The sequence below is a fragment of the Streptomyces sp. CB02366 genome, assembly GCF_001905905.1.
In the GTDB taxonomy this organism is placed as follows: Bacteria; Actinomycetota; Actinomycetes; order Streptomycetales; family Streptomycetaceae; genus Streptomyces.
Map to the genome: position 1 here is coordinate 117,261 of NZ_LIVT01000003.1, position 18,740 is coordinate 136,000.

Annotated in this window: 15 protein-coding genes; 8 read left to right on the forward strand and 7 right to left on the reverse strand. The window is 73.2% G+C overall.

The window, feature by feature from the left end; translation table 11 throughout:
- Window positions 1-245: 245 nt before the first annotated feature.
- Window positions 246-2,030 carry a glyoxylate carboligase gene (gene gcl / locus AMK24_RS09125; protein WP_073766952.1) on the reverse strand — a complete coding sequence of 595 codons (1,785 nt, stop codon included), beginning with the start codon at window positions 2,028-2,030 and terminating at the stop codon, window positions 246-248.
- A gap of 281 nt (window positions 2,031-2,311) precedes the next feature.
- Here gcl and AMK24_RS09130 point away from each other — a divergent pair, with 281 nt between their 5' ends.
- From AMK24_RS09130 to AMK24_RS09140, 3 genes are all read left to right on the forward strand, one after another.
- The gene (locus tag AMK24_RS09130) at window positions 2,312-3,022 is read left to right on the forward strand and encodes a hypothetical protein (protein ID WP_073768703.1); all 711 of its coding nucleotides are present in this window, start codon (window positions 2,312-2,314) and stop codon (window positions 3,020-3,022) included.
- A 94-nt stretch (window positions 3,023-3,116) separates the two neighbouring features.
- Window positions 3,117-3,746, forward strand: a complete 630-nt coding sequence (locus AMK24_RS09135; RefSeq protein WP_073766953.1) for a GNAT family N-acetyltransferase — start codon at window positions 3,117-3,119, stop codon at window positions 3,744-3,746.
- A gap of 9 nt (window positions 3,747-3,755) precedes the next feature.
- Window positions 3,756-3,953, forward strand: coding sequence for a hypothetical protein (locus AMK24_RS09140; protein ID WP_073766954.1), 198 nt, complete (start codon window positions 3,756-3,758; stop codon window positions 3,951-3,953).
- A gap of 54 nt (window positions 3,954-4,007) precedes the next feature.
- On the opposite strand, the gene AMK24_RS09145 is transcribed toward AMK24_RS09140, so the two are convergent.
- Window positions 4,008-5,663, reverse strand: a complete 1,656-nt coding sequence (locus AMK24_RS09145; protein WP_199876404.1) for an AMP-binding protein — start codon at window positions 5,661-5,663, stop codon at window positions 4,008-4,010.
- Complete coding sequence (locus AMK24_RS09150; RefSeq protein ID WP_073766955.1) at window positions 5,660-7,336, reverse strand: AMP-binding protein; 1,677 nt, start codon at window positions 7,334-7,336, stop codon at window positions 5,660-5,662. The genes AMK24_RS09145 and AMK24_RS09150 overlap by 4 nt, the downstream gene beginning before the upstream one ends.
- A 129-nt stretch (window positions 7,337-7,465) precedes the next feature.
- Here AMK24_RS09150 and AMK24_RS09155 point away from each other — a divergent pair, with 129 nt between their 5' ends.
- Window positions 7,466-8,308, forward strand: coding sequence for a response regulator transcription factor (locus tag AMK24_RS09155; protein WP_073766956.1), 843 nt, complete (start codon window positions 7,466-7,468; stop codon window positions 8,306-8,308).
- A 79-nt stretch (window positions 8,309-8,387) separates the two neighbouring features.
- Here AMK24_RS09155 and AMK24_RS09160 read toward each other — a convergent pair whose 3' ends face one another.
- Window positions 8,388-9,515, reverse strand: coding sequence for a winged helix DNA-binding domain-containing protein (locus AMK24_RS09160; protein WP_073766957.1), 1,128 nt, complete (start codon window positions 9,513-9,515; stop codon window positions 8,388-8,390).
- Window positions 9,516-9,660: 145 nt separating this feature from the next.
- Between AMK24_RS09160 and AMK24_RS09165 the strand changes: the two genes are divergently transcribed.
- Window positions 9,661-10,539 (forward strand): DMT family transporter, encoded by an 879-nt coding sequence (locus tag AMK24_RS09165; RefSeq protein WP_073768707.1) that lies wholly within the window; start codon window positions 9,661-9,663, stop codon window positions 10,537-10,539.
- A 160-nt stretch (window positions 10,540-10,699) separates the two neighbouring features.
- Here AMK24_RS09165 and AMK24_RS09170 read toward each other — a convergent pair whose 3' ends face one another.
- Both AMK24_RS09170 and AMK24_RS09175 read right to left on the reverse strand, forming a co-directional pair.
- Entirely contained in the window at window positions 10,700-11,737 is a 1,038-nt protein-coding gene (locus AMK24_RS09170; RefSeq protein ID WP_073766958.1) for a glutathione S-transferase family protein, read from the reverse strand.
- Complete coding sequence (locus AMK24_RS09175) at window positions 11,734-13,233, reverse strand: MFS transporter (protein ID WP_073766960.1); 1,500 nt, start codon at window positions 13,231-13,233, stop codon at window positions 11,734-11,736. Before AMK24_RS09175 ends, AMK24_RS09170 begins: the two co-directional genes overlap by 4 nt.
- Before the next feature lie 129 nt (window positions 13,234-13,362).
- On the opposite strand from AMK24_RS09175, the gene AMK24_RS09180 reads away from it, so the two are divergent.
- From AMK24_RS09180 to AMK24_RS09190, 3 genes are all read left to right on the forward strand, one after another.
- Window positions 13,363-13,758 (forward strand): VOC family protein, encoded by a 396-nt coding sequence (locus tag AMK24_RS09180; RefSeq protein WP_073766961.1) that lies wholly within the window; start codon window positions 13,363-13,365, stop codon window positions 13,756-13,758.
- A gap of 177 nt (window positions 13,759-13,935) precedes the next feature.
- Complete coding sequence (locus AMK24_RS09185; protein WP_073768709.1) at window positions 13,936-15,015, forward strand: glycoside hydrolase family 5 protein; 1,080 nt, start codon at window positions 13,936-13,938, stop codon at window positions 15,013-15,015.
- A 225-nt stretch (window positions 15,016-15,240) separates the two neighbouring features.
- A complete protein-coding gene (locus AMK24_RS09190) occupies window positions 15,241-17,658 on the forward strand; it encodes an endonuclease/exonuclease/phosphatase family protein (RefSeq protein ID WP_073766962.1) in 2,418 nt (805 codons plus the stop codon).
- A 159-nt stretch (window positions 17,659-17,817) separates the two neighbouring features.
- Here the strand turns inward: AMK24_RS09190 and AMK24_RS09195 are convergent, their stop codons facing one another.
- Entirely contained in the window at window positions 17,818-18,717 is a 900-nt protein-coding gene (locus AMK24_RS09195) for an alpha/beta fold hydrolase (RefSeq protein ID WP_073766963.1), read from the reverse strand.
- Window positions 18,718-18,740: the final 23 nt, after the last annotated feature.

Consider the following 18,740-nt stretch of genomic DNA (forward strand, 5'->3'; position numbering starts at 1 on the left):
CGACCGTCCGGCGCTCGAGGACGGACCCCCGGGGGGGCGGGGCCGCACCCCGCGTCGAGGGACACCCGGCTTCCCGTCCCGAGCGTCCGGGCCCGCCCGCCCCGGGGTTCCGCCCCCGGACAAGATGCTCCAGGGCCGGCCTCCGCGGGCCCCGGACACCGCGCGGGCCGGGGGGCACGGCACGCGAAAGGGCCCCTGGTCCGGAGGGTGGCTCCGGACCAGGGGCCTGGTGGGCGGCCCGGCCGTCAGGAGACCGACAGCGGGCGGATCGCGGTCGGGGCGTGGGACGGGTCCGTGGCCAGATCCTCGAACTCGTTCACCGAGGCGATGTCGCTCCCGCTCATCGAGATGTTCGTGACCCGCTCCAGGATGGCCTCGACCACCACCGGCACCCGGAACTCCGCCGCCAGCTTCTTCGCCTCCTCGAACGCCGGCAGCAGCTGGTCCGGCTCGGTGACCCGGATCGCCTTGCAGCCCAGCCCCTCGACGACCTTGACGTGGTCCACGCCGTAGACGCCCAGCTCCGGGGAGTTGAGGTTCTCGAACTCCAGGTTGACCTGGAAGTCGATGTCGAAGTTGCGCTGCGCCTGGCGGATGAGCCCGAGGTAGGAGTTGTTCACCAGCACGTGGACGTACGGGATGCGGTGCTGGGCGCCGACGGCCAGCTCCTCCAGCATGAACTGGAAGTCGTAGTCGCCGGAGAGGGCCACGACCGTGCCCTCCGGGTCCGCCGTGGCGACGCCCAGCGCGGCCGGGATCGTCCAGCCCAGCGGGCCGGCCTGGCCGCAGTTGATCCAGTGGCGCGGCCGGTAGACGTGCAGCATCTGCGCGCCGGCGATCTGGGAGAGCCCGATCGTGGTGACGTAACGGGTCTCGGGGCCGAACGCCCGGTTCATCTCCTCGTACACGCGCTGCGGCTTGAGCGGCACGTCATCGAAGTGGGTGCGCCGCTGGAGCGCCGCCCTGCGCTCCTGCGTGGAGGCGGCCCAGGCCGTACGGTCCTTCAGCTCGCCCGCGGCCTTCAGCTCGCGCGCCACCTCGACGAAGAGTTCCAGCGCGGCCCTGGCGTCGGAGGCGATGCCGAGGTCCGGGGCGAAGATCTTGCCGAGCTGGGTCGGCTCGATGTCGACGTGGACGAAGGTGCGGCCCCGGGTGTAGACGTCCAGCTTGCCGGTGTGGCGGTTGGCCCAGCGGTTGCCGATGCCGAGGACGAAGTCGGACTCCAGGAAGTTCGCGTTGCCGTAGCGGTGGGAGGTCTGCAGGCCCACCATGCCGGCGTTCAGCTCGTGGTCGTCGGGGAGGATGCCCCAGCCCATCAGGGTCGGGACGACGGGGACGCCGGTCAGCTCAGCGAACTCCACGAGGAGATCGCAGGCGTCGGCGTTGATGATGCCGCCGCCCGCGACGAGGACCGGGCGCTCGGAGGCGTTCAGCATCGCCACGGCCCGCTCGATCTGCTTGCGGGAGGCGGCGGGCTTGTGCACCGGCAGGGGCTCGTACAGGTCGGGGTCGAACTCGATCTCGGTGAGCTGGACGTCGATCGGCAGGTCGATGAGGACCGGGCCGGGGCGGCCGGTGCGCATCAGGTGGAATGCCTGCTGGAAGACGCCGGGGACCTGCGCGGCCTCCAGGACGGTGGTCGCCGCCTTGGTGACCGGCTTCGCGATCGAGGCGATGTCGACGGCCTGGAAGTCCTCCTTGTGCAGGACGGCGGTCGGCGCCTGGCCGGTGATGCACAGGATCGGGACGGAGTCGGCGATGGCGGAGTACAGCCCGGTGATCATGTCGGTGCCCGCCGGGCCCGACGTGCCGATGCAGACGCCGATGTTGCCCGCCGCGGCCCGGGTGTAGCCCTCCGCCATGTGGGAGGCGCCCTCCACGTGCCGGGCCAGCGTGTGGGTGACCCCGCCGGCGGCCTTGAGGGCCGCGTAGAAGGGGTTGATCGCCGCGCCCGGAACGCCGAACGCGTTGCTGACGCCTTCGCGCTTCAGGATCTCAACTGCCGCTCGGGCAGCGGTCATACGAGGCATGGAAGCTCCTGCTCGGGATTGGTGGAGTCGGGCTCTGTCGCGCCACCTGAGAGCACCAATTCCGCATTACGGAAACTTACTTCTGTTATACGGAAGCAATCTAAAACCTGGGTGGCCCCCCGTCAAGGGCGGGACGGGCCCGCGGACGGCCGGAAGGGACCGTGCGCCCGGGGCGGAGTCCGCCGTTCCCCTCCCCGGCACCCCCCTCCTGGTGGACGATGGCGTCACGAGGGAGGCGCGGAGCGCGGTCGGTCGCGGGTCCGTGCCGGAGGGAGGTGAACGTGGAGTCCGTGCCGGTCCGGTGCCCCGTCTGCGGCCGGGACCACGCCTACAGCGCCCCGGCCTACCCCTGCCCGTGCGGTGAGCCCACCGCCCCGCCGCTGCTGCGCGGCGCCCCGGCGGTCCGGGTCCTCCACCGCAGCTGGAACGACGCCTGGGTCACCGTGCGTTGCGCGTCCTGCGCCCGGGAGGACCAGTGGCCGCAGCCCGAGCTGTGCTGCCCGTGCGGGACCGTCCTGCGCCTGCCGGTGCGCCCCGCGGCCACCCCGCCGGTGCGGGACGAGCCGGTCTCCCCCGCCCACATCCCGCTGCCGCGCACCGCCGCCCGCCCGCGTCCGGCGTTCCGCCCGACGGTGATCCGCACCGGCCACGACGCGGTGACCGCGGCCGGGCGGTACCTGACCTGGCTGGGCTACCGCGACGTCGGCCGGCCCGGCGCGGGCCCCGCCTCGGGGATCGACCTGCGGGGCGACCGGGTCGTCGCGCGCGTGGACTCCAGCACCCTTCCGGCCGCCCTGCGCGCGGTCGAGACCCTCTGGCTCAACGCGCTGGGCGCGTCGGCGGCCGGGGTGTTCTTCTCCCTCGCGGGGTACGCGGCCGACGCGCGGGCCCGGGCGGACGGCGTCGGGCTCCCCCTCTTCGTCCTGGACCTCGCCGGAGTCCCCCAGCCGGTGAACGGCCCGGCCGACGAGCTGGTCGGCGCCGGCGCCTGACCGGCGTTCGGGGCACGGTTTCGGCCCCGCCGCCGGGAGCCGGAATCCTGCGCCTCGCGTACCGGTCCGGGCTCCGGCGCGGCACACTGAGTGCATGCGTATCCGCTCCGCCAGACGCTCGGATCTCCCGGTACTCCAGGACATCGAGCGCGCCGCAGGGGAACCGTTCCGCGCCCTCGGCATGGCCTTCGTGGCCGACGACGACCCGCCCCCGCTGGACCTGCTGGAGAGCTACCGGCAGGCAGGCCGTTGCTGGGTGGCCACCGACCCCCTCTCCGCCACCGGCGACCGGCCGCTCGGCTATGTGCTCGCCGACCCCGTCGACGACGCCCTCCACATCGAGCAGGTGTCGGTCGACCCCGCCGCCGCACGCCGGGGCATCGGACGGGACCTGATCGCCCACCTCGCCGGCGTGGCCGCCCGGTGCGGGATGACGGCCCTCACCCTGACCACCTTCACCGACGTGCCGTGGAACGCCCCGTACTACGCCCGGATCGGCTTCAGGGTCCTGCGTGAGGAAGAACTCACCGACGGGCTGCGGACGATCCGCGGCGAGGAGGCCCAGCACGGCCTGGACCGCTGGCCACGCGTCTGCATGCGCCGGGAACTGGCCGCCGTCCCCCCGCCGAAGAACGCACGAACGGTCGCACGGCCACAGCTTCTTCCGGACACTTCGGAGGCGTCCGGCGCTTCGGAGACGGTAGCTGTCGGTGGTGGCGCGTAAGCTGTGCGCATGGCTTTACTCCCGGACAGCTCCTCCTCAGCCGCCCGTCCCGCGCCCGCCGCCGAGCTGGCCAACGAGGCGATCCGCGCACTCGTCGACGCCACCGGAACCGACTGGTCCGAGGCGTCGGCGGCGACCTACGAGGTGCTGCTCATCGAGTGGGCGGCGGCGACCCGGGGCGACCCCGACATCATCGAAGCCGCCTGACCCGCTCCGGCGTACGGACCGCGTTCACCCGCGGTGACCCCGTCCTCTACGGGGTCACCGCCTTTCCACGCGCCGCGCCGGGTCCGCTCGTTCCGCGTAGGTCTCCCGCAGCTCGATCTTGCGGACCTTCCCGCTGACCGTCATCGGGAAGGCCGCGAGGACCCGCAGCCTGCGCGGGATCTTGTAGTGCGCCAGCCGCTCCCGGCAGAACGCCGCCACCTCCTCCAGGGTCGGCGGGTCGGCCGGGTCGCGGGGGATGACACAGGCCAGGATCTCCTCGCCGTACCGTTCGTCCGGCACCCCGACCACCTGGACGTCGGCGATCTTCGGATGGCCGTACAGGAACTCCTCGATCTCCCTCGGATACACGTTCTCGCCGCCCCGGATGATCATGTCCTTGATCCGGCCGACGACCTGGACGTACCCGTCCTCGCGCATCACCGCGAGGTCCCCCGTGCGCATCCACCGCCCCGCGTCGACGACTTCGGCGGTGCGTTCGGGCTGGTCCCAGTAGCCCAGCATCACGCTGTAGCCCCGGGTGCGCAGTTCACCGGCGCCGCCGCGCGGCAGCGTGACGCCGGTGGCCGGGTCGACGACCTTGACCTCGATGTGCGGCAGCACGCGGCCCACCGTGCCGGTGCGGCGCTCCTGGTCGTCGTCGCGGCGGGTCTGGGTGGAGACCGGGGAGGTCTCCGTCATCCCGTAGCAGATCGACACCTCGGCCATGTGCATCTCGGCGACGACCCGCTTCATCACCTCGGCCGGGCAGGGGGAGCCGGCCATGATGCCGGTGCGCAGCGTGGAGAGGTCGTACGTCGCGAACTCCGGCAGGTCCAGCTCCGCGATGAACATGGTGGGCACCCCGTACAGCGAGGTGCAGCGCTCTCTCTGGACGGCGGACAGCACGGCGGCGGGCTCGAAGGAGGGGCCCGGGATCACCATGCACGCGCCGTGCGAGGTGGCCGCGAGATTGCCCATCACCATGCCGAAGCAGTGGTAGAAGGGCACGGGGATGCAGATCCGGTCCTCCTCCGTGTAGGCGATCGTCTCCCCCACGAAGTAGCCGTTGTTGAGAATGTTGTGGTGGGAGAGGGTGGCGCCCTTGGGGAAGCCCGTGGTGCCCGAGGTGTACTGGATGTTGATCGGGTCGTCGCAGGACAGTTCCGCCTCGCGGGCGGCCAGTTGCTCACCGCTGACGGCGGGCGCGGCGGCGATCAGTTCGTCCCAGCTCGGATCGCCGATGTAGTGGACGGCGCGCAGGGCGGGGCAGTCGGCGCGGACCCGGTCGACCAGGGCACGGTAGTCGCTGGTGCGGTGGGAGAGGGAGGCGGCCAGCAGGGAGACGCCCGCCTGGTTGAGGACGAACTCCACCTCGTGGGCGCGGTAGGCCGGGTTGACGGTGACCAGGACGGCCCCGATGCGGGCGGTGGCGTACTGGACGAGCACCCATTCGGGGCAGTTGACCGCCCAGATGCCGACCCGGTCGCCCTTCGCCACCCCGGACGCCATCAGGGCGCGGGCCAGCACGTCCACGTCGGCGCCGAACTCCGCGTACGTCCAGCGGCGGCCCGAGACCACGTCGACCAGGGCCTCGCGGTCGCCGTGCGCGGCGACCGCGCGGTCGAGGTTGCGGCCGATGGTGTCGCCGAGCAGCGGGGTGGAGCCGACGCCATGGGCGTAGGACAGCTTCTCGGGGGCGGGCAGGCTCACTTCAGGTCCCCCTCGTCGAACTCGACGCCGCCGCCGAGTGCGGTGCGCTCGCGGAGTTCGATGCGGCGGATCTTGCCCGACACGGTCTTGGGCAGCTCCGCGAACTCCAGCTTGCGGATGCGTTTGTACGGGGCGAGGACCTGCCGGGAGTGCCGGAAGAGGGCCTGGGCGATGTCCGGGCCCGGCTCCCAGCCCTCCGCCAGCACGACGTACGCCTTCGGGACGGCGAGGCGGAGCGGGTCGGGGGCGGGCACGACGGCGGCCTCGGCGACCGCCTCGTGCTCCAGCAGGGCGCTCTCCAGCTCGAACGGCGAGATCTTGTAGTCGGACGCCTTGAACATGTCGTCGGCGCGGCCGACGTAGGTGATGTAGCCGTCCTCGTCGCGGGCGCCGATGTCCCCGGTGCGGTAGTAGCCGCCGGCCATCGCCTCGGCGGTGCGGTCGGGGTCGCCGTGGTAGCCCGTCATCAGACCGGCGGGGCGGTCGGCCAGGTCGAGCGAGATCTCTCCTTCGGCCGCTCCGGGCTGTCCGGTGACCGGGTCGAGCAGTTCGACGGTGAAGCCGGGGCTCGGGCGGCCCATGGAGCCGGTCTTGAGGAGCTGTCCGGGGCTGTTGGCGACCTGGACGGCGGTCTCCGTCTGGCCGAAGCCGTCCCGGATGGTGACGCCCCACTCCCGCCGGACCGTCTCGATGACCTCCGGGTTCAGCGGCTCCCCGGCCGCGACGACCTCGCGCGGCGGGGTCTTCAACCGGCTCAGGTCCGCCTGGATGAGCATGCGCCAGACGGTGGGCGGGGCGCAGAAGCTGGTGACGCCGGAGCGGTCCATCTCGGCCATCAGACGGCCCGCGTCGAACCGGGTGTAGTTGAAGATGAAGACGGTGGCCTCGGCGGTCCAGGGGGCGAAGAGGTTGGACCAGGCGTGCTTGGCCCAGCCGGGCGAGGAGATGTTCAGGTGGACGTCTGCGGGCTTCAGACCGATCCAGTACATCGTCGCCAAGTGGCCCACGGGGTACGACACGTGGGTGTGCTCGACCAGCTTGGGGCTGGCGGTGGTGCCGGAGGTGAAGTAGAGCATCAGCGGCTCGTCGGCGTCGGTCTCCCGATCGGGCGTGAACACGGCGGACGCCTCGGACGCGCCGGCGTACGAGCGCCAGCCCGCCACCTCCTCCCCCACCGCGATCCGGGTGTAGCGGCCGGGGACCTCGTCGAACTTGGCGGTGTCCGCGTCCCGCACCAGCACGTGGCGCACCCGGCCGCGCTCCACCCGGTCGCGCAGGTCGGCGGGGCCGAGCAGCGGGGTGGCGGGGATGACGACGGCGCGCAGCTTCATCGCGGCGAGCGCGGTCTCCCACAGCTCGGCCTGGTTGCCCAGCATCACGAGGACGCGGTCGCCCTCCCGTACGCCCTGCGCCTTCAGCCAGTTGGCGGCCCGTGCGGAGCGCTCGGACATCTCCGCGAAGGACACCTCGGTGCGCCGGCCGTCCTCCTCGACGATGTGCAGGGCGGTGCGGTCGTTGCCCTCGGCGATGACGTCGAACCAGTCCAGGGCCCAGTTGAAGTGGTCAGGCCGGGGCCATCGGAAGCCGGCGTACGCCCGCTCGTAGTCCTCGCGGTGCTCCAGCAGGAAGTCCCGGGCGGCCCGGAACGTCTCGGTCGCGCTGGTTGCCGACATGTGCCCTCCTCATTACCGAGCGGTCGCCTAACATCATGTAAACAGTGACCCAGGTCTCACCACCCCCGGACGGGGGTGGTCGTCTCCCCCGACCGGGGGCCGGGCGGACCGGGGCGGAGGGGCGTCGGAGTGCCGGAAGCGGTCGAGGCGGTGGAGATGCAGGCGGCGCTGCTGAGGCTGCGCCGCGCCAGCGGGCTTCCCGTGGTGTTCGGCGGTCTGCTGTCGGACGCGCGCCATGCGCGGATCGCCGAGCTGAACGGGGCGCAGACCACTGCCCTGCGGGGTCTCGTCGTCTCCGCCGGGAGCGGTCTCGGCGGGAAGTCCATCGCGTTGTCGCGGCCGTGCGCGGTGACGGACTACGCCTCCTCGCGCCACATCAGCCACGAGTACGACGCGGCGGTGGCGGCGGAGGGGCTGCGTTCGGTCGTCGCGGTCCCCGTCGTCGTACGGCGTACGGTGCGGGGCGTGCTGTACGGGGCGCTGCGCACCCCGGTCACGCTCGGCGACCGGACGTTCGACGCGGTGGTGGCGGCGGCGCGGGACGTCGAGCAGTCGCTCGCGGTACGGGACGAGGTACGGCGGTTGCTGGCGGCGGGACGCGAGCAGGTGAGCGACCCGGGTACGGCGCCCGGCGCCTGGGAGGACGTGCGCGAGGCCCACCGCGAACTGCGCGCCCTGGCCCCCAGGGTCCTCGACCCGGCTTTGCGCGCCGAACTCCTCGACGTCTGCGGGCGGTTGGCCTCGGCGTCGGGGACCCGGACGCCGACGGTCCGTGAGGTGCGGCTCGCCCCGCGCGAGGTGGACGTGGTGGCGTGCGTGGCGGCGGGGGCGACGAACGCGGCGGCGGCGGAGCGGCTGGGGCTGCGGCCGGAGACGGTGAAGGGGTATCTGCGGTCCGCGATGCGGAAGTTGGGGGCGCACACGCGGCTGGAGGCGGTGGTCGCCGCCCGCCGGGCGGGGCTGCTGCCCTGACCGGCCCCGGGGCGGGCGGGGCCGCCGTCCCGTCCGTGCGCCGGTCCTCCCCGGTCCGCTCAGACGTTTCCCGGGCCGCTCACTCCTGGAAGTCCAGGAACGTGCCGAACCGGATGTCGTGGTCCGGCGCGTCCGTCATCACCGTGAGCATCCGGGCCGCCTCCTCGGTGATCCCGGCGGTCTCCGCGCGGGTCGGGCTCCGCAGCGGCTGGACGGTCAGGACCGCCGTGTCCTTCTCCCGCCGGACGCGCCAGAGCGCGTCGAGGAAGCCGTCGACGAGGACGCTCCCGTACGTCTGGTTGCCCACTCCGTTGCGGCCCTTGTTGGCCGCGGGGATGACGCGGGTGCGGTCGGCGTGGCCGAGCAGGACGTTGTCGAACTCGGGCAGGAAGCGGGGCGGGGCCGGGGTCTCGGGGTCGGGGCGCGGGGCGTCGGGAAGGTCGAAGAGTTCGACGCCGTTCTCGTCGCGGAAAACGGCCAGCCGGGGCCTGAGCCGTTCGAAGACCTCCTTCGTCCGGGTGATCCCCGCCCAGCTCTGGAAGTCCTTCACCGAGGCGGGCCCGAACGCGCCCAGGTAGCGCAGCACGGTGGTGTCGAGCCCGGGCCCGGGCCCGGCGGACCGGCCGAGCCAGCGTTCGACGGTGGTCAGCGCGACCTGCCCGCTGCGGCCCCACAGTCCGCGCGGGGTGACCTGGACGAGCGGCAGCAGGCACCGGGCGGCGGTGGTGAGCGCGAGGGGGTCGGCGTCCGGCCAGTGGGCGAGAAGGTCCGCGCGCAGTTCCCCGAGCGGGCGGGGGCGCTCCTCGACCAGCTCCCGGGCCACCGCCGCGAGCCGGTCCAGGTCCACCCCTTCCAGCCCGCGCCGGAACGACCTCAGCTCCCGTTCGCGCGGCGCCCGCACCAGGGGCGCCAAAGTGAGCGCGTCGTCCGCCGTATGGGTGTGCAGGGTGGAGCGCAGGGTGACGAGGCGGACCGCCTCGCGGGACTCCATCAGGGCGGACAGCTCGGCCGGGTCGAAGTCCGCGAGCCGGGCGTACAGCTGGAAGTAGGGCGGCTTGGTGTTCTGGGCCTGGAGCCCGACGAGGTGGCCGACCGCCTCCTTCGCGGACATCGCCGACCGGCGCAGCAGGAGCTGGCGGTCCAGGGTCGCCCGGTTCAGCTCGCGCGTGGTGAGGCGGGCGGCGGGGCGGTGCGTCTGCGCGGGCATGGCCCGTACGCTACCGGGGCCCGCGGGCGGCCCGGCCCGCCCGGGCGCCGGGCGGCGGGACCGGGACGTTCCGGTCGGACGGGGCGCTTACGCCCACCGGGTCTCGCGCCGCGCGGTCCGGCCGGGCCGCCGCCATGATGAACCGGTGATCAGCATCCTGTTCGCCGTCCTCACCGCCCTCAGCAACGGTTCCGCCTCGGTGCTCCAGCGCCGGGCGGCGATGCGCGTGCCCGACAGCGAGGCGATGCGGCTGTCGCTGTTCGGCCGGCTGCTGCGGCAGAAGGTGTGGCTGGCGGGGATCGGGCTGGTGATCGTGGCGGCCGTCTGCCAGGCGGTCGCGCTGGCCACCGGGCCGATCGCGGTGGTCCAGCCGATCTTCGTGATCGAGCTGCCGGCCACGCTGCTGATCGCCGGGTACGTGATGCGGGTCCGGGCGGACCGGGCGCTGTGGTACGGCGTCGCGGCCGTCACGGTCGGTCTCGCGCTCGGCATGGCGTCGGCCGCGCCGGTCGGCGGTTCCGAAACGGTCCGGGGCGCGGCGTGGCTTCCGGCGCTGGTGCTGACCGGACTGTTCGAGGCGGCGCTGATCGGTGGCGCGCTGCGGACGCGCGGCAACCTCCGGGCGGCGCTGCTGGGGTCGGCCGCCGCGTGCGGGTACGCGCTGACGGCCGCTCTGATGAAGGACGCGATGGCGCGCCTCGACGAGGGCGGGGCCGGCGCGCTGCTGTCGTCCTGGCAGCTGTACGCCACGGCGGTGGCCGGGGTGGGCGCCCTGTTCCTGCTGCAGAACGCCCTCCAGGCGGGCAGCCTGGTCGCCGTGCAGCCGGTGCTGACCCTGGGGGACGCGCTGATCAGCATCGTGTACGGGGTGACGCTCTTCGGCGAGGTGCTGCGGACCGGCTGGTGGCTGCTGCCCGAGCTGGCGGCGCTGGCCCTCATCACCGCGGGGTGCGTGCGCCTGGCCCGTACGCCGTTGGCGGCGGGCACGCTCGCTCCGCGGCCGGCTCCGCCGCGGGTGCGGTGAGCCTCCCGCTCAGGGGGCGGGCGCGAAGTCGCCGTGCACCTCGTACGTGCCGCCCGCCGTGGTCGCCGTCGCCCGGTGGACGTCCGCACCGGCGCGGGAAGGCGAGGGGGGGAGTCGTCCGGTCCGGTGCGGCCGGACGACTCCTTGTCGCCGCCGAGGCTCAGAAGGTCGCCGCCGGGGGCGCCTGCTCGCCCGGCGGCACGGGGCCGGGGGGCGTGCCGTCGCCGAACGGCCGGCCGCCGAGCTGTTCGCGGTGGTGGGGGGTGGTCCAGCCGGAGAGGTCGGGGCCGAGGGGGACGATGCCGGTCGGATTGATGCCGGTGTGCACCTGGTAGTAGTGCCGTTTGATGTGGTCGAAGTCGACCGTGTCGCCGAAGCCGGGCGTCTGGTAGAGGTCACGGGCGTACGCCCACAGGACCGGGTCCTCGGTCAGCTTGTTCCGGTTGCACTTGAAGTGGCCGTGGTAGACGGGGTCGAAGCGCACCAGGGTGGTGAAGAGGCGGATGTCGGCCTCGGTGATGGTGTCGCCGACCAGGTAGCGGCGGTCCGCGAGACGGGCGGACACCTGGTCCAGGCGGGCGAAGAGGGCCTCGTACGCCTCGTCGTACTCCTGCTGCGAGCTGGCGAACCCGGCCTTGTAGACGCCGTTGTTGACGTCCCGGTAGACGCCCTCCATGACCTCGTCGATCTCCGCGCGCAGCGGTTCGGGGTAGAGGTCGGGGGCGCCGGGGCGGTGCAGGGCGGTCCACTCGGTGGCCAGGTCGAGGGTGAGCTGCTGGTAGTCGTTGGTGACCAGCTTCCCGCTGGGGACGTCCACGACGGCGGGCACGCTGACGCCGCCGGGGTAGCCGTGCTCCCGGGCGTCGTACGCCTCGCTGAGGTGGTGGATGCCGAGTACCGGGTCCTTGCCGTCCGGGTCGAGGGTGAAGCGCCAGCTGCGGTCGTCCTGGATCGGGTCGGCGACGGCGAGCGAGAGGGCGTCCTCCAGGCCGAGGAGCCGCCGGGAGACCAGGGCGCGGCTCGCCCAGGGGCAGGCCCGGCTGACCACGAGCCGGTAGCGGCCGGCCTCGACGGGCCAGCCGTGGCGGCCGTCCGCGGTGATCCGGTCGGCGAAGTGGCTGCGGGACCGTTTGAACGGCTTGTGGCCGTAGGAGTCGTTGCCCTCGGTCCCGGCGCTGCCGGTCGTCGTGTCGCTCATGCCGTGCTCCTCGATGGGTCGGTGGTGCGGTCCGCTGTGCGTCGTCTGCCCCGCCGGTCCGCGCCCACGTCGGCCAGGGCCACGATCAGCCCGGCCACCACGAAGGCGACGGAGACGACGAGCCCGTGGTCGTAGGCGTCGGCCCAGCCGTCGGGGCCGACCTGGGCGAAGAACACCGCGCCGACCGCGGCGATCCCGATCGCGGAGCCGACCCGTTGCCCCGTCTGGAGGGTGCCCCCGGCGCTGCCGGCCCGGTCCACCGGCACCTCCGCGAGGGTCAGGGTCTGGTTAGGGGCGATGACCAGGCCGCTGCCGAGGCCGGCGAGGAGCAGCGGAGCGGCCATGGCCCAGCCCCCTCCGGCGCCGGGGACCAGGTGGACGGCGAGCGCGGTGCCGCCGAGGCCGAGGGCGACCATGGCCAGCCCCGCCACCACCAGCGGGCGGCCGAAGCGGCCGACGAGCCGGCCGCCGAGGGACGCGGCGGCGCCGGAACCGAGGGCGAAGGGGGTGATGGCGAGCCCGGCCTGGAGCGCGGAGTAGCCCAGGCCGGACTGGAGGTAGAGGGTCGTGATGAAGAAGATGGAGGTGAATCCGGCGAAGTAGAGCAGGATCAGCAGGCAGCCCAGCCAGTAGGAGCGCAGCCGGAACAGGGACAGGTCCAGGACCGGGTGGACGCGTCCGCCCGTGCACCGCGCCTCCCAGGCCACGAACGCGCCGAGCAGGGCTGCGGCCAGGACCAGCAGGAGCCACTTGCCGTTGCCGGGCCACTGCTGGGCCTGGACGAACGGCAGCAGCAGTGCCAGCACCCCGGTCCCGAGGAGGGCGACGCCCACCGGGTCCAGGTCGCGCGGCCGTACCCGGCCGGCCGACGGGGTGTCCGGGAGCAGCCGGTGGGCGAGCAGGAGGCAGAGGACGCCGAGCGGGAGGTTGACGTAGAAGACCCAGCGCCAGCCGTGGTCGGGTCCGGCGGCCTGGATGAGGAGTCCGCCGAGCAGGGGGCCCACGGCGGTGGAGATGCCGACGACGGTGCCGAACATGCCGAAGGCCCGGCCGCGCTCGCGCCCGGAGAACATCTGCTGGATCAGGGCGGAGATCTGCGGGGAGATCAGGCCGCCCGCGATGCCCTGGACGAGGCGGGCGATCACCAGCCACAGGCTGGACTGGGCGGCTCCGCAGGCGGCGGAGGCCAGGGTGAACAGGGCGAGCCCGGCCATGAAGACCGCCCGGCGGCCCCGTGCGTCGCCGAGGCGTCCGGCGGGGATGAGGAAGAGGCCGAAGGCGAGGGCGTAGCCGGAGAGCACCCATTGGAGGTCGGACTCGGGGGTGTGCAGGCCCGCTTTGATGGAGGGCAGGGCCACATTGACGATGGAGACGTCGAGCAGGGTCATGAACCCGGCCACCAGGCAGACGGCCAGCGCCCGCCACCTCCGGGGGTCGGGGCCGTCCGGGGCGGCGTCGCCCCCGGTCGGCCCGGTGTGCGCCGCGCTCCGTGCCATGGTTCGCACCTTAGGTCGGGTGGAGTGTTTCCTCATCCGGGACGCGGCCGCGCCGGTGGCCCGGATTCCGGTTTCCCGGCCCGGGCCCGGTACGGCGTGCGCGCTCCCGGTGGGGGTAGTGGTTCCCGCATGACTGTGGAGAAAACGAGCGTCCTCGTCCTTGACTGTGCCGAGCCCGTGGAGCTGGCCGAGTTCTACGCCGGCCTCCTCGGCGCGGAGACCCGGATCGGCAGCGACCCCGACTTCGTCGAGATCGTCGGCAACGACGGCGTCCGGCTGGCGATCCGCCGCGATCACGGCTACGCCCCGCCGAGCTGGCCCCGCCCGGAGGACTCGCAGCAGGCGCATGTGCGGATCCTGGTGTCACGGGAGGACATCGACGAGGCGGAGCGGGAGGCGATATCCCTCGGAGCCCGACCCGTCGACACCGGTGACGGCAACAGCGGGCCCCGGGACGTGCGGACGTACGCGGACCCGGCGGGCCACTCGTTCACGCTGGCGGTCTACCCGCTGCCGGAGGGCTGAGCGGAACCGCCGGACCTTCGGGAGGGGAACGTTGCGGAAGGGCCCCAACGGGCCCTTCCGTCACGCGCGTTAATAGACAGGAAAGTTTCCCAACACCGTTGACGGCAATTGGAAGGAACCCTTACTTTCGATGCTGCCGACATGGCGCCTCCCACCCCCTCCGAAGGGAGCACCACCATGCACCAGCGCACCACACCCCCCACCGGCTCCGCGTCCACGCCCGGCCGCCGCCGTCTGGCGCGCAAGGCCCTGATCGCCGTGTCCACGCTCGGCGCCGTCACCGCGCTCATGGCTCCCGTCCGGGCGGGCGCCGCCCCGGCCCCGGCCGCTCCCACCGCCGCCACCCCGCTCGCCGCCAACGGCCAGCTCTCCGTCTGCGGCCGCCAGCTCTGCAACGCCTCCGGCGAGGCCGTCGCGTTGAACGGGATGAGCACGCACGGCACCCAGTGGTACGCCCAGTGCGTCACCGGCGGTTCGCTCGACGCCCTCGCCCAGGACTGGCGCGCCGACGTGCTGCGCGTCTCCACCTACGTGCAGGAGGACGGGTACGAGACCGACCCGGCCGGATTCACCGCCCGGGCGCAGAAGTTCGTCGACGCGGCGCACGCGCGCGGCATGTACGCGGTGATCGACTGGCACATGCTCGACCCGGGCGACCCGAACGCGAACCTCTCGCGGGCGAAGACCTTCTTCACCGCGATGGCGAAGAAGTACAAGAACCATCCGGGCGTGCTCTACGAGATCGCCAACGAGCCCTCGGGGGTGAGCTGGTCGGCCGTCAAGTCGTACGCCGAGAAGATCATCCCGGTGATCCGCGCCCAGGACCCCGACGGGGTCGTGCTGGTGGGGACGCGCGCCTGGTCCTCGTTCGGGGTGTCCGAGGGCGCGAACGAGTCGGAGGTCGTGAACAACCCCGTCCGCGCCTCGAACATCATGTACACCTTCCACTTCTACGCGGCCTCGCACCGCGACGAGTACCTGAAGACGCTCGACCGGGCGTCCGACAAGCTCCCCGTCTTCGTCACCGAGTTCGGCACGCAGAACTACGCGGGCGAGGGGGCGAACGACTTCACCATGTCGCAGCGCTACCTCGACCTGATGAAGCGCAAGAAGATCTCCTGGACCAACTGGAACTACTCCGACGACCACCGCTCGGGCGCCGTCTTCAAGACCGGCACCTGTAACGGCTCCACCTGGACGGGCACCGGGGTCCTCAAGGAGGCCGGGGTCTGGATCCGCGAGCGCATCCGCCAGTGACCGGTCCAGGCCGCGAGCGCATCCGCCGGTGACCCGGCCCGGTCGCGCCCGGCCGGCCCGGGAGCCCACCGACGCGCCCGGCGCGCGCCCCTCCTGCGGGGCCGCGCCGGGCGCGTTGCCGTGGCGCTCACTCCCAGTACTCCCGGAATTAACCCTCCACGCCTTGTCATACCCTGTTCTACGCGCATAGTTTTTGCCCCTACTACTCAGTTGGGGGCACCTCCCGTGCAGATATACAGATCCGGTTCCGTCCTGCTGACCGGAGCCGTCGCCGCCGCGCTCGCGGTGACCGCCCTGCCCGCCGCCCACGCGGCCCCGTCCGCCACCGCCGTCATCTCCGAGGTGTACGGCGGCGGGGGCAACTCCGGCGCGACGCTCACCCGGGACTTCGTCGAGCTGGCCAACGCCGGCTCCGCGCCCTACGAGGTGGGCGGACTCAGCGTCCAGTACCTCCCGGGCAGCCCCTCGGCCGGATCGCAGTGGCAGGTCTCCGCCCTGACCGGGTCCATCGCCCCCGGCGGCCGGTACCTCGTCGCCCAGGCCGCGGGCACCGGCGGCACCGTCGCCCTGCCGACCGCCGACGCCACCGGCGCCGTCGCCATGGCGGCGGGCAGCGGCACCGTCGCCCTGGTCTCCGGGACCACCCCGCTCACCTGCAAGTCGGCGGCGGACTGCGCGGCCGACACCCGGATCGTGGACCTGGTCGGTTACGGCTCCGCGGTCGTCCGCGAGGGCAGCGGCCCGGTTCCCGGCGCCTCGGCCACCGCCTCCGTCGCCCGCGCCGCCTCGCTCGCCGACACCGACGACAACGCCGCCGACCTCGCCGCGGGCTCCCCCACCCCGGTCAACACCAAGGGCGAGACGTCCGGCGGCGGACAGCCCCCGGAGGAGCCCGGCCCCACCGAGCCCGGCCCCGTCCGCGTCCACGACATCCAGGGCGCCACCCGCGTCTCCCCGCTCGCCGGCACCGCGGTGACCGGCGTCCCGGGCGTCGTCACGGGCGTGCGGACCAGCGGATCGCGCGGCTTCTGGATCCAGGACACCGCGCCGGACGAGGACCCGCGTACGGGCGAGGGCCTGTTCGTCTACACCGGCTCCGCCGCGCCGGCCGTGAAGACCGGGGACTCCGTCCTGGTCAGCGGCAAGGTCGCGGAGTACTACCCGGGTACCGGCACCCAGTCGCTCACCCAGATCACCTCGCCCCGCACCACCGTGCTCTCCTCCGGCAACGCGCTGCCCGACCCGGCCGTCCTCGACGCCCGCTCGGTGCCCGGCCGTTACGTGCCCTCGGCGGACGGCGGATCGATCGACGCGCTGCCCCTGGACCCGAGCCGGTACGCGCTGGACCTCTACGAGGCGCTGGAGGGCTCCCGCGTCACGTTCGCCGACACGCGGGTCACCGGCGCGACGACCGCGTACGACGAGATCTGGGTGACGGTCAAGCCCGGGGAGAACCCGACCCGGCGCGGCGGCACCCGGTACGCCTCGTACGAGGACCAGAACACCGGCCGCCTCAAGGTGCTCTCGCTCGACCCGGCGCGGCCGGTCCCGACGGCGAACGTCGGGGACGTGCTGAAGGGCCGCACCACCGGCGTCCTCGACTACGCGAGCTACGGCGGCTACAACGTCCAGGCCACCGAACTGGGCACACTCGTCGACAACGGGCTGCGGCGCGAGGTGACCCGCAAGCAGAAGAAGAACGAGCTGGCGGTCGCCACGTACAACGTGGAGAACCTCGACGCGCGCGACGACCAGGCGAAGTTCGACACCCTGGCCGCCGGCGTCGCGGTCAACCTCTCCTCCCCCGACATCGTCTCGCTGGAGGAGATCCAGGACGACAACGGTGCGGTGAACGACGGCACGACGGGTTCCGAGGCGACGCTGAAGCGGTTCACGGACGCGATCGTCGCCCAGGGCGGCCCGCGTTACGCCTGGCGCTACATAGCTCCCGAGAACAACAAGGACGGCGGCGAGCCCGGCGGCAACATCCGCAACGTCTTCCTCTACAACCCGGAGCGGGTCTCCTTCACCGACCGCGCGGGCGGCGACGCCACCACGCCGGTGCGGGCCGTCGACACCTGGAAGGGCGTCCGGCTCTCCGCGTCCCCGGGCCGGATCAACCCGGCGAGCCCGGCGTGGGCGGACAGCCGCAAGCCGCTGGTGGGCGAGTTCGCCTTCCGGGGCAAGCCGGTCTTCGTCATCGGCAACCACTTCGCCTCCAAGGGCGGCGACCAGCCGCTGCACGGCCGCTTCCAGGAGCCGACGCGTTCCTCGGAGACCAAGCGGATCCAGCAGGCCGCCGAGGTGAACACCTTCGTCGCCTCGCTGCTGAAGGCCGACAAGTCGGCGCAGGTCGTCGCGCTCGGCGACTTCAACGACTTCGAGTTCTCCCCGACGATGGAGGCGCTGACCAAGGACCGGGCGCTGAAGCCGCTGATCACGACGCTGCCCGAGGCCGAGCGTTACAGCTACGTCTTCGACGGCAACTCGCAGACGCTGGACCACATCCTGACGAGTCCCGGCGTCCGCCGCCCCGACTACGACGTGGTGCACATCAACGCCGAGTTCGCCGACCAGGCGAGCGACCACGACCCGCAGGTGGTGCGGATCAAGGTCGGCGGCCTCTGGCCCTGGTCCTGGTAGAGCACGGCGTCCGGGCGGGACGGGCGATTCTCCGTCCCGTCCCGCCCGGTCCGTCTTCGAGCAGGCCCGCCCCGCCCGGCCCGTTTTCGAGCCGTCCCGCCCCGCCCGGTCCGTCTTCGGGCCGGGCGGGTCCCATCGGGTCCCGACCGCCCGCGCGCCTCAGGTCCGCGCCGCCCGGGCGCCCGCCTGGCGCGGCAGCGTGACCGCTCCGGCCGCCGGACGCCGCCCGGTGAAGAACCCGGCGACCAGCGTGGCCACCTCCTCGGCCCGCTCCAGGACCACCCAGTGGTCGGACTCCTCGATCGTGAGGAACCGGCTGCCCTCGATGGTCGCGGCGAACTCCCGCTGCCGGGCGGGCGAGGTCACCGTGTCGTGCTCCCCGGCGAAGACCAGCGCCGGTACGCCGGCGAGACCGCCGGAGAAGTCGGGCCGGTCCGCCAGCGCCCGGTAGAGGGAGTCCGCCGCGTGCGGCGAGTGGGCGAGCGCGTGCAGGAAGGAGCGCCGCACGTAGCGGCGCGCCAACTCCCTCCGGTGAACGGGCCGTTCGGGATCCAGGCACATCAGCGCGTCGGCCGCCGTCGCGGCGAACCCCTCGCGGTCCCCCGCGGCGAGCTGTCGCCGGGCGCGCTCCCAGCGGTCGATCTGGACCGCGTCGATGTGGACCGGTACGCCGCCGAGCGCCAGACGGGCGACCCGCTCGGGGTGGCGGCGGGCGAACCCGAAGGCGATGGCGGTGCCGTAGGAGAAGCCGAACACGTTGAGCCGCCGGGCTCCGATGTCGTCCGCGACGGCGAGCACCGCGCGGCGCAGCAGGCCGCCGCTGGGCCCGGGCGGCAGCGGGTCGGCGCTGCCCATGCCGGGCAGGTCGGCGGTGACCACGTCGGCGGCGTCGCCGAGGTGGTCGTCCATCTGGGGCCAGCCGAACATGCCCTGGAGCGCGCCGCCGAGAATGAGCGTCGGTTCCGTGGCGGGGGCGCCTCCGGGGCGGGAGTGCGGCAGGAGGCGGTAGCTGAAGCGCACTCCGTCGACCGACAGGGGCCGGATGATCTCCTCGGGCATGGGTGGGCCGCGTTCCCTTCTGC

Bases quoted from the DNA above. Each gene is read 5' to 3' on its own strand.
- gcl (WP_073766952.1), bottom strand. From the start codon at position 2,030: ATGCCTCGTATGACCGCTGCCCGAGCGGCAGTTGAGATCCTGAAGCGC.
- AMK24_RS09135 (WP_073766953.1), top strand. From the start codon at position 3,117: ATGCGTATCCGCTCCGCCAGACGCTCGGATCTCCCGGTACTCCAGGAC.
- AMK24_RS09140 (WP_073766954.1), top strand. From the start codon at position 3,756: ATGGCTTTACTCCCGGACAGCTCCTCCTCAGCCGCCCGTCCCGCGCCC.
- AMK24_RS09150 (WP_073766955.1), bottom strand. From the start codon at position 7,336: ATGTCGGCAACCAGCGCGACCGAGACGTTCCGGGCCGCCCGGGACTTC.
- AMK24_RS09160 (WP_073766957.1), bottom strand. From the start codon at position 9,515: ATGCCCGCGCAGACGCACCGCCCCGCCGCCCGCCTCACCACGCGCGAG.
- AMK24_RS09170 (WP_073766958.1), bottom strand. From the start codon at position 11,737: ATGAGCGACACGACGACCGGCAGCGCCGGGACCGAGGGCAACGACTCC.
- AMK24_RS09175 (WP_073766960.1), bottom strand. From the start codon at position 13,233: ATGGCACGGAGCGCGGCGCACACCGGGCCGACCGGGGGCGACGCCGCC.
- AMK24_RS09180 (WP_073766961.1), top strand. From the start codon at position 13,363: ATGACTGTGGAGAAAACGAGCGTCCTCGTCCTTGACTGTGCCGAGCCC.
- AMK24_RS09185 (WP_073768709.1), top strand. From the start codon at position 13,936: ATGCACCAGCGCACCACACCCCCCACCGGCTCCGCGTCCACGCCCGGC.
- AMK24_RS09195 (WP_073766963.1), bottom strand. From the start codon at position 18,717: ATGCCCGAGGAGATCATCCGGCCCCTGTCGGTCGACGGAGTGCGCTTC.